The organism is Bradyrhizobium sp. WSM471 (assembly GCF_000244915.1).
Taxonomy (GTDB): Bacteria; Pseudomonadota; Alphaproteobacteria; order Rhizobiales; family Xanthobacteraceae; genus Bradyrhizobium.
The window spans coordinates 6638839-6645911 of sequence record NZ_CM001442.1 but is presented as its reverse complement, the minus strand read 5'-3'; the positions used below and the strand labels follow the sequence as shown (position 1 = coordinate 6645911).

At 65.3% G+C, this 7073-nt stretch carries 5 protein-coding genes; 3 read left to right on the top strand and 2 right to left on the bottom strand.

Annotation, left to right across the window (positions count from 1 at the left end; all coding sequences use genetic code 11):
* From ybgF to ftsH, 3 genes are all read left to right on the top strand, one after another.
* The coding region (gene ybgF / locus BRA471DRAFT_RS35950) for a tol-pal system protein YbgF (RefSeq protein WP_007614261.1) at nt 1-486 on the top strand (486 nt) is incomplete at its 5' end.
* Nucleotides 487-562: 76 nt separating this feature from the next.
* Nucleotides 563-1612 carry a tRNA lysidine(34) synthetase TilS gene (tilS, locus tag BRA471DRAFT_RS30290; RefSeq protein ID WP_007614260.1) on the top strand — a complete coding sequence of 350 codons (1050 nt, stop codon included), beginning with the start codon at nt 563-565 and terminating at the stop codon, nt 1610-1612.
* 303 nt (nt 1613-1915) lie between these two features.
* Nucleotides 1916-3838: an ATP-dependent zinc metalloprotease FtsH gene (gene ftsH, locus BRA471DRAFT_RS30285; RefSeq protein ID WP_007596301.1), complete on the top strand. Its 1923-nt coding sequence runs from the start codon at nt 1916-1918 to the stop codon at nt 3836-3838.
* A 326-nt stretch (nt 3839-4164) separates the two neighbouring features.
* Here the strand turns inward: ftsH and BRA471DRAFT_RS30280 are convergent, their stop codons facing one another.
* On the bottom strand, nt 4165-5415 hold the full coding sequence (locus BRA471DRAFT_RS30280) for a glycosyltransferase family 87 protein (protein ID WP_231170989.1): 1251 nt from the start codon (nt 5413-5415) through the stop codon (nt 4165-4167).
* Nucleotides 5412-6926, bottom strand: coding sequence for a hypothetical protein (locus BRA471DRAFT_RS30275; protein ID WP_007614258.1), 1515 nt, complete (start codon nt 6924-6926; stop codon nt 5412-5414). The genes BRA471DRAFT_RS30280 and BRA471DRAFT_RS30275 overlap by 4 nt, the downstream gene beginning before the upstream one ends.
* Nucleotides 6927-7073 lie beyond the last annotated feature (147 nt).

The following is a 7073-nucleotide window of genomic DNA, read 5'->3' as shown; positions in this document are numbered from 1 at the left end:
CAGCAAGGCGTGCCGCCGGCAGCACAGCCCGGCTATCCGCCGGCCCCGTCCGGCTCTCCCGCGCCATCAGGCGCCCCGGCGCTGACGACGCTGCCGCCCTCGGCCACGCCGCGCGACGAATTCGACCTCGGCATCGGCTACATGCAGCGCAAGGACTATGCGCTGGCCGAGCAGACCATGAAGAATTTTTCGCAGAAATATCCGAGCGATCCGCTGCTCGGCGACGCGCAATACTGGCTCGGCGAGAGCTATTTCCAGCGCCAGCAATATCGCGACTCCGCGGAAGCCTTCCTCGCCGTCACCACCAAATACGACAAATCCGCCAAGGCGCCGGATGCCCTGCTGCGGCTCGGCCAGTCGCTGGCCGCGCTGAAGGAGAAGGAGGCCGCGTGCGCCGCCTTCGGCGAAGTCGGCCGCAAATATCCGCGCGCTTCCGCCGGCGTCAAAGCCGCGGTCGACCGCGAGCAGAAGCGGGTGAAGTGCTGACCGGCCGCGATTGATCCTGACAAGATTGATGGCGCTGCGCTAAATAGTCGGTCCATCCGCGGACGATTGCAGCGTCATGTCAAAGGACAATTCACCGATCTCGGCGCGTGAGGCCAAGCGCCTCTTCGCAGGCCTGAAGGGCGCGCAGGGACTGCTGCTCGCGGTCTCCGGCGGGCCCGACTCGGTGGCGCTGATGTGGCTTGCGGCGCGCTGGCATCGCAGCCTGGCGCGCGGCCCGCGTCTCACCGTCGTCACCATCGACCACGGCTTGCGGCCGGAGGCGGCGCGCGAGGCGCGCGAGGTCAAGCGTCTCGCCACCGGGCTTGGCTTGCCGCACCGGACTGTGCGCTGGCGCGGGGCAAAGCCGAAAACGGGACTGCCGGCCGCCGCGCGCGAAGCCCGCTACCGCCTGCTTGTGCAGGCCGCGCGCGTCGCCGGTGCGAGCCACGTGCTGACCGCCCACACCCGCGACGATCAGGCCGAGACCCTGTTGATGCGGCTTGTCCGCGGCAGCGGATTAGCCGGGCTGTCGGCGATGGCCCGTCTCACCGAGCGCGACGGCGTCGTTCTTGCGCGTCCACTGCTGGATGTTCCGAAGTCGCAGCTGATCGCGACCTTGAAGCGGGCAAAGATCGGCTTTGCCGACGATCCCACCAACCACGACGCGGCCTTTACCCGTCCCCGGCTGCGTGCGCTGCTGCCGCAGCTCGCGGCGGAGGGCGGTGATGCCCGCAGCCTGGCTCGGCTCGCGGCAAGGCTGGCGCGCGCCAATGCGGCCGTCGAGGTGCTGACCGATGGAGCCGAGCGCTTCCTCCGTTTGCGGGATCGCGGCGATGCGCCGCAGGCCGGCGTTCGAAGCTTCGAGGCCCCCGTGTTTGCCGCCCTGCCGGATGAGGTCCGGCTGCGGATCCTGCTGCGAGCCATCAACGCGTTCGGGCATGAGGGACCGGCGGAACTCGGCAAGGTCGAATCCCTCCTGGCCGTGCTCGATCAGGCCATTGCCGCACGTCCCCGCGCACCCGCAAATGGCCGGCCGGCCCTGAAGCAGACGCTTGCGGGAGCCTTGATCAGCCTTGCCGGGGGACGTATCCGCATCGCGCCGGCGCCGGCCCGGCGCAAGAGTTGATCATGGGTTGATCGAGGGTTGATCAAGGGTGGATAAGGGCGGATCATGGCACCGGCTCGTTTCGCGACCGCGCCGTGAGGACACCTTAACCAGGCAGGAAAAACCCGGATCCGGGCGCCATTATTTCAGCGGGAATCGGACTAAGATGGGCTAAATAGTCCCATCTCGTTCCCTTGGCAGCGACCGGAGCGACACCTAGATTGTATCCGTCTAACCGAGAGGATTCCTTGGGGATTTCCTCGCGCTGCCCAAATAACTGCCCAAGGCTCAGGCCGCGATCCGCGCGACCACGAAGGAAGATCGATGAACGCCAATCTGCGCAATTTCGCCCTCTGGGTCATCATTGTCCTGCTGCTGTTGGCGTTGTTCACGCTCTTCCAGAATCCGGGTCAGCGCGCCTCCTCGCAGGACATCGCCTTCTCCCAGCTCTTGAGCGAGGTTGACCGCGGCAATGTGCGCGACGTCGTGATTCAGGGGCCGGACATTCACGGCACCTTCACCAACGGCTCGAGCTTCCAGACCTATGCGCCGAGCGATCCGACGCTCGTGAAGCGCCTCTATGACAGCAAGGTGCAGATCACCGCGAAGCCGCCCGGCGACAACGTGCCGTGGTTCGTCTCGCTGCTGGTCTCCTGGCTGCCCTTCATCGCGCTGATCGGCGTGTGGATCTTCCTGTCGCGGCAGATGCAGGGCGGCGCCGGCAAGGCGATGGGCTTCGGCAAGTCGCGCGCAAAGATGCTGACTGAAGCGCATGGCCGCGTCACCTTCGAGGACGTCGCGGGCGTCGACGAAGCCAAGCAGGACCTGCAGGAGATTGTCGAATTCCTGCGCGACCCCGGCAAATTCCAGCGCCTCGGCGGCCGCATTCCGCGCGGCGTGCTGCTGGTCGGCCCTCCCGGCACCGGCAAGACCCTGATCGCGCGTGCGGTCGCGGGCGAAGCCAACGTGCCGTTCTTCACCATTTCGGGTTCGGACTTCGTCGAGATGTTCGTCGGTGTCGGCGCCAGCCGCGTCCGCGACATGTTCGAGCAGGCCAAGAAGAACGCGCCCTGCATCATCTTCATCGACGAAATCGACGCCGTCGGTCGTCACCGTGGCGCCGGCCTCGGCGGCGGCAATGACGAGCGCGAGCAGACGCTGAACCAGTTGCTGGTCGAGATGGACGGCTTCGAGGCCAACGAGGGCGTGATCCTGATCGCCGCGACCAACCGTCCCGACGTGCTCGATCCCGCGCTGCTGCGTCCCGGCCGCTTCGACCGTCAGGTCGTGGTGCCCAACCCGGACGTCGTCGGCCGCGAGCAGATCCTCAAGGTCCACGTCCGCAAGGTGCCGCTGGCGCCGGATATCAACCTCAAGACCATCGCGCGCGGCACCCCGGGCTTCTCCGGCGCCGACCTGATGAACCTCGTCAACGAAGCCGCGCTCACCGCCGCCCGCCGCAACAAGCGGATGGTGACCCAGGCCGAGTTCGAGGAAGCCAAGGACAAGGTGATGATGGGCGCCGAGCGCAAGTCGCTCGTCATGACCGAGGAAGAGAAGCTGCTGACGGCCTATCACGAGGGCGGGCACGCCATCGTCGGCCTCAACGTCGTCGCGACCGATCCGATCCACAAGGCGACCATCATTCCGCGCGGGCGTGCGCTGGGTATGGTCATGCAGCTGCCCGAGCGCGACAAGCTGTCGATGTCGCTGGAGCAGATGACCTCGCGCCTTGCCATCATGATGGGTGGCCGCGTCGCCGAAGAGCTCATCTTCGGCCGCGAGAAGGTGACTTCGGGCGCGTCGTCCGACATCGAACAGGCGACGCGTCTGGCGCGCATGATGGTGACGCGCTGGGGCCTGTCCGAGGCGCTCGGCACCGTGTCCTACGGCGAGAACCAGGACGAGGTTTTCCTGGGCATGTCGGTGTCGCGCACCCAGAACGCATCGGAAGCGACGGTTCAGAAGATCGATACCGAGATCCGGCGCTTCGTCGAAGAAGGCTACAACGAGGCGACGCGTATTCTCACCGAGAAGCGCGCCGATCTCGAAGCTCTCGCCAAGGGCCTGCTGGAATTCGAAACGCTCTCCGGCGACGAGATCATCGACCTGCTCAAGGGCAAGAAGCCGAACCGCGAATCCGTGCTCGAGCCGACCACGCCGCGCGCCTCGGCCGTGCCGCCGGCCGGCAAGTCGCGCCCGCGACCCGATCCGGATCCCGGCCTGGAGCCGCAGCCGCAGGCGTAATCGAGAGCGGCAGATTGAATTGAAAAACGCGGCGGAAACGCCGCGTTTTTTGTTGGCGATGGTGATTTGTGGGTGGTGCCAACTCAGCGCCCCGTCATCGCGAGCGCAGCGAAGCAATCCAGAATCGTTCCGCGGTGACAGTCCAGATTGCTTCGCTGCGCTCGCGATGACGATTTTGATGCAGTTGAAACTCAGAACTAGGGCAGGCAAAGGGCGCCTAAGCGCCGCGCCCACGATCTCGAGGCAATCACGCTAGAAGTGGTGGGCACACGCTCTGGAATTTTCGTCAACACTTCGGCGCCGGCATCGCCAGCCCTAGATTGGATTCAGGAATGCGGCGACGTTGCCGGCTCGCCAGACGCCGCCGGACTGCGCAACGCGCTGAAGACGACGCCGATGAGAGCGACGATGAGGAGCGGCGATAGTCGTCCCGCCGGAATATACACCGCCGGGCTGAGCAACGGCACCATCCAGATGCCGAGCCCGATCAGCCAGTCGCGAAAGCGTGGAGCATCGATCGATGCGGCAAGCCACAGCACGACGGCGACGGTCAGCAGCGTCGCGTCATAGGGGCCCGAATGCGGGGCCGCCAGCACCGTTGCCGCAAGCAGTACGATCAGCTTGTTGTTGGTACTGAGCGAGGAGCGAAAGGCCGCGAATGTCGCCGCCGCGCTCGAGAGGATCGCGGCCAGCTGCAGGATGGAGGCCAGCCGCTCCGGCAGGCCCAGCAGCATCGCGCAGGCCCACACGCTGTGACCCCAGATGCGGCCATAGGCCAGCCATTTCGCGTCGGGGCTGACCAGATTGTTGTATGCCTGCGGTATCCACCAGAGCCACAACTCGACGCCAAAAATCATGGCACTTGCAGCCGCCAATGCGAATGCCGAGCATGCAGCAGCGCACAGGCTGCCATAACGGCGCGCCCCCACCAGCGCGAAGGGGACGAGCAGGAAGAATTGCGGCTTGAAACTCAGCAGCCCGAGGATTGCCCCGGCAAGGAGCGGTCGCGGTCCGAGCAGCCTGACGCCCGTGACCAGCAGTGCGGCAACGAGAAAAGCGCATTGTCCATCGGCCAGGTTGAGAGACGCCGATGGCGAGACTAGCGCAGCCGCGATGATGTAGGGCGTCAGTTGCGGCTGATCCGCCCGGTTGCGAAGGGCCCAGGCCAGAAAGCCCGCGGTCGCGGCCTGGAATGCGACATAGGAGCCGATGAAGCCAAGCGACGCGAATGGCAGCAGCAGAACGAGGAAGCTGGGCGGATAGAACCATGGCCGGAACTCCAGAGGCACCGAGAGCCATGATGCGAACGACTGGTTGAGATGGGCCGTGAATGCGTCGCCATCGATGACCAGCGCAAGATTGCCGGCGAGCAACGATCTGACGGCGCCGTAAAACACCATCCAGTCGGTTCCGGGGGCGACGTGGTTCAGCCCGATCCAGCCGGGATGCGTGAAGGTGGAGATCAGGACGCCCCAGGCGAAGAGCGTTGCGATCGAAAACGCTGGCAGCATCACGACGGGAATTCCGATCCAGCGGCGCGATGGACCGGATATCGGCTGTTGAGCGGACGCGCTCACTTGACGGTTTCCTTCGAGGACTCCGCTTCCGGCGTCGCGCCGGCCTCTGTGCCGCCGGTTCGCACGTGGATCACGGCGATGTCGTCGGCGTAGAGCCGCTTCCAGCCCTTGATGTGGTCCAGCACCTGGGCGGCCGGCGCGTCCGGGACCATGAGCGTGGCGTCGATCTTGTACGCGTCGAGCAGCCGCGTCAGAGTGTCGAGCTTCTTGAGCTCCACGGCCTTGAAGACGTCCATGGCGAAGGTTTCGCCGTAGAGCTCGGCGCGGCCGTCGATGAAGACCGGGATGTCACGCGAGATCAGATAGCCGCCGAACCGGTAGGCGTTGAAGATGCGCTGCGCCTTGCGTTTCTCGAGCAGATCGACAGCGGCGACCGGTGTCTGATCCATCGTGAAGGTGAAGCGGTGATGCGCCATGTAAAGTGAGGTCGAGGTCCAGCCCGCGGCCACGATCATCAGCGCGCCGGTTGCGGTGACGTAGCGGGCAGCCCAACTCTCGCCGCCCTGCATGCCAGGCTGCGGCAGCGCAGACCGTTCGCCGAGGGGCTTGGCCAGCACCAGCGGCACCAGGAAGGCAAAGGCCTCGATGCTCCTGACGTGGGTGAGCGCCATCCAGGTCAGAAGCAGGATCAGAAGAATGCGCGGCGGCGAGAGCGTCAGGCCGCGATACAGCCCGAGTGCGATCAGGCCGAACAGCGCGCCTTCGAACGCATTGAAGGATGCGAAGCTCGCGGGCGACCACTCGGAGATGATCGTCAGCAGCTCGCCGAGATTGAGGATGTTGATCGCGCCGAGCAATGTGCGCCAGCCATAGGGCGTGACGCAGCTTGCAGCGAGTGCCGCAACACCGAACAGGAACCAGCGCGACAGCAGCCGGACCTGCTTGCCGGATTCCATGCCCCAGAGCGCCACAAACGACATCGGGCCGATCAGCGCCAGGCCCAGCACGAAGCCGCCATGCAGGTTCGACCACAGGGACATCAGCGGCAGCCAGTACCATGACGGGGCGCCCTTGCGGTCGGCTGCGGCCATCAACACGCCGACCCACGCGATCATCACGGGCAGCGCCAGCATGTGCGGCCGCGCCAGAATATGGTGCAGCGACAGCAAGAGCGCGAACATCGCGAACAGGACCGCGCGCGGAATTTCCAGATGGGCCTCGAGCAGACCGACCAGCATCGCCGCCGACAATGCGACCGCAAGCGCGGTGAGGATCACGGGGCCGGCCCAATCCCATTGCGCATAGGAGAGGGCGAACAGCACCTGCGACAGCCATGAGGTCGAAACCCAGGGCGCCCCCGGTCGGGTGAAGGAATAGAAGTCCGTGTAGGGAAGCGCGTGGTGATCCAGGATCCATTGTCCGATCTTGATCTGCCAGAGCGAGTCGGAGTCCTGAAGCAGCGTGTCGCCGACATACACGAAGAAGAGATAGGCGCCCGCACCGACGCATAGCGGCACCAGCGCTCGCGCACGACCCTGCACGGTGATGCTGTTGGCAAAGGAAAGGGACATGCCGCCTCGTCGTCCTGGTGTTTTTGTCGTTGTGCCGAGCGATCGACATTGGACCACGGCGGTCATAATTCCGGGTAAACCGGTGAGGCCGGGCCGGCTTGATGTCTCAACAATTTAACGGATCGTTTTAGATTTCGGTTTACCATC